The organism is Spirillospora sp. NPDC049652, from assembly GCF_040675125.1.
GTDB lineage: Bacteria > Actinomycetota > Actinomycetes > Streptosporangiales > Streptosporangiaceae > Spirillospora.
The window spans coordinates 1-2,613 of record NZ_JBFAOF010000971.1; the positions used below are offsets into that span (position 1 = coordinate 1).

The 2,613-nt window shown below is 73.0% G+C and carries 3 protein-coding genes; all 3 read left to right on the plus strand.

The genetic code is table 11. The annotated features are described in order from the left end of the window. A partial coding sequence (locus AB0J52_RS35590; protein ID WP_500187319.1) for a hydroxyisourate hydrolase occupies positions 1–212 on the plus strand: 212 nt, incomplete at its 5' end. 185 nt (positions 213–397) lie between these two features. Continuing rightward, positions 398–1,834, plus strand: coding sequence for an NCS2 family permease (locus tag AB0J52_RS35595; protein ID WP_500187320.1), 1,437 nt, complete (start codon positions 398–400; stop codon positions 1,832–1,834). A gap of 74 nt (positions 1,835–1,908) precedes the next feature. Continuing rightward, positions 1,909–2,613, plus strand: a 705-nt coding sequence (locus AB0J52_RS35600) for a glycerate kinase (protein ID WP_500187321.1), incomplete at its 3' end; no start/stop codon positions are given.

Genomic DNA, 2,613 nt, shown 5'->3' on the forward strand with positions numbered 1-2,613 from the left:
GCCCCGCCGACGACCGCATCGCCGGGCCCGGGGAGCTGGCGCCCGGGACGTACCGGATGCGGTTCGGGTCGGGGCGGTACTACGCGGCCCGGGACGTCCAGACGTACTACCCGGAGATCACGGTGATCTTCCTGGTGACCGGGGCGGGGCAGCGGCACCACGTCCCGCTGGCGCTCGGCCCGTTCGGCTACTCGACCTACCGGGGGGCCTGACCCCCCGGCGCCCGGCCCCTCGCCACGGTTCTGACCAGGCGGAATCCGGTGCCGGGCGGGTATGTCAAGGGGACAATCCGGTAACCTGCCCGTAACACCGGTATGACTAATCTGTGCAGGCCACAGGCGTCGTTCTGTGCGCACCGAAATCCGTCCAGCCCGATCCCCGCACCGGAGCACGCCTGATGTCGCAAGCGACCCTCCAAGACACTCCGCCGCCCGGCCGGCGCGGCTTCCTCGACCGCCGCTTCGAGCTGACGGAACGCGGCTCCACGGTCGCGCGCGAGATGCGCGGCGGAGTCACGACGTTCTTCGCGATGGCCTACATCATCCTGCTCAACCCGATCATCCTCGGCGGGGCGAAGGACGTCACGGGCGCGCACCTGTCGATCCCGCAGCTCACCACCATGACCGCGCTGTCGGCGACGATCGCGACGATCATCATGGGCCTGGTCGGGAACGCGCCGATGGCCGTGGCGTCCGGGCTCGGCATCAACGCGGTCGTCGCCTTCCAGGCCGCGCCCGTGATGACCTGGCCGCAGGCGATGGGCCTGGTGGTGATCGAGGGCGTGGTGATCGTGCTGCTCGCGCTCACCGGCGTCCGGGAGCGGATCATGAACGCGATCCCGCTCGCGCTCAAGCACTCCATCGCGGTCGGCATCGGCGCGTTCATCGCCCTGGTCGGCCTCTACGACGCCAAGTTCATCAGCTCCAGCGCGATGAGCCCGCCGCTCGCGCTCGGCACCGGCGGCAAGCTCATGGGCTGGCCCGCGCTGGTGTTCGCGATCGCGCTCGTCCTCATGGTCGTCCTGTACGTCCGGCGGGTGCCGGGCGCGATCCTCATCGGGATCGTCGTCTCCACCGCCGTCGCCGTGATCATCCAGGCCAACGCCGACATGCCCGCCGAGGGCTGGGGCGTGGTCGTCCCGGACGTCCCGGACAAGCTGGCGGCCGCCCCGGACTTCGGCCTGCTGTTCAACGTGGACGTGTTCGGCGGCTTCGGCCGCGCCGGGTTCATCACCGCGCTGGTCGTCCTGTTCACCCTGGTGCTGTCGGGGTTCTTCGACGCGATGGGCACCATCCTCGGCCTGTCGGATGAGGCAGGCCTGGTCAACGAGAAGGGCGAGGTCCCCGGCCTCGGCCGGATCCTCACCATGGACGGCCTGTCCGCCGCGCTGGGCGGCCTGACCAGCTCGTCCGCCAACACCGTGTTCGTCGAGTCGGCGGCCGGCATCGGCGAGGGCGCGCGCACCGGCCTGGCGAACCTCGCCACCGGCGCGCTGTTCGCGGTCACGCTGTTCCTCACGCCGCTCGCGGCGGTCGTCCCGGCGCAGGCCGCCGCGCCCGCCCTGGTGCTGGTCGGCGCGCTGATGATGACGCAGGTCGCGAAGGTCGCCTGGGACGACCTGGACATCGCGATCCCGGCGTTCCTCACCATCGTGTTCATGCCGTTCACCTACTCGATCACCAACGGCATCGGCGCGGGCGTGGTCGCCTACACCCTGATCAAGCTGGCCCGCGGCAAGATCCGCGAGACGCACTGGCTGATCTGGGTGATCGCGCTGGTCTTCCTCGTCTACTTCGGTCTGCACCCGGTGGAGGAGCTGCTGGGTGTCAAATAGTGGCGTCCTGACGTGAGCAGGGGGTAGGAACCAACCGAAGCGCTGACCCCCCGGCGTGAAAGGCGTGGCTGCCCGTGTCCCTGCCCGAGCCCCCCGGCGAGCCTCCCCCGCGCGGCCACGTGCTGCTCGCGCCCGACCGGTTCCGGGGGTCGCTCGACGCCGTCGAGGTGGCCCGGCGGCTCGCCGCCGGGCTGCGGCTCGCCCGGCCGGACGTGCCGGTCGTGGAGCTGCCGGTGTCCGGCGGCGGGGACGGCACGGCCGAGGCCGCGGTCGCGGCCGGGTTCCGCCGGATCGAGCTGAAGGTCTGCGGTCCGGCGGGCCGCCCCGTCACCGCCGTGCTGGCCTTCGATGGCCGCTGCGCGGTGGTCGAGGTCGCCGAGGCCGCGGGGTTCCGGCGGCTGCCGGACGGCCCGCCGCGGACGCTGTCGGCCACCAGCCTCGGCGTCGGCCAGCTGATCGTCCACGCGCTGCGGCTCGGCGCGCGCCGGATCGTGCTCGCCGCGGGCACCAGCGCGGCCCCGGACGGCGGCGCGGGCGTCTTCCAGGGCCTCGGCGGCCGCCTGCTGGACGGCCTCGGCCGCGAACTCCCCCTCGGCGGGGCCGCGCTGCGCTCCCTGCACGCGCTCGACCTGCGCGGCGTCCCGGACCTCTCCGGCGTCACCCTCACCCTCGTCGGCGACACGGGCCGTCCGCTGCTCGGCCGGGCGGGCGCGGTCGCCTCCGTCCTGTCGTACGGCTCCGCCGCCTTCCCTCCCGCCGGGAGGGAAGGCGGCGGGAGG

Bases quoted from the DNA above. Each gene is read 5' to 3' on its own strand.
- AB0J52_RS35595 (WP_500187320.1), top strand. From the start codon at position 398: ATGTCGCAAGCGACCCTCCAAGACACTCCGCCGCCCGGCCGGCGCGGC.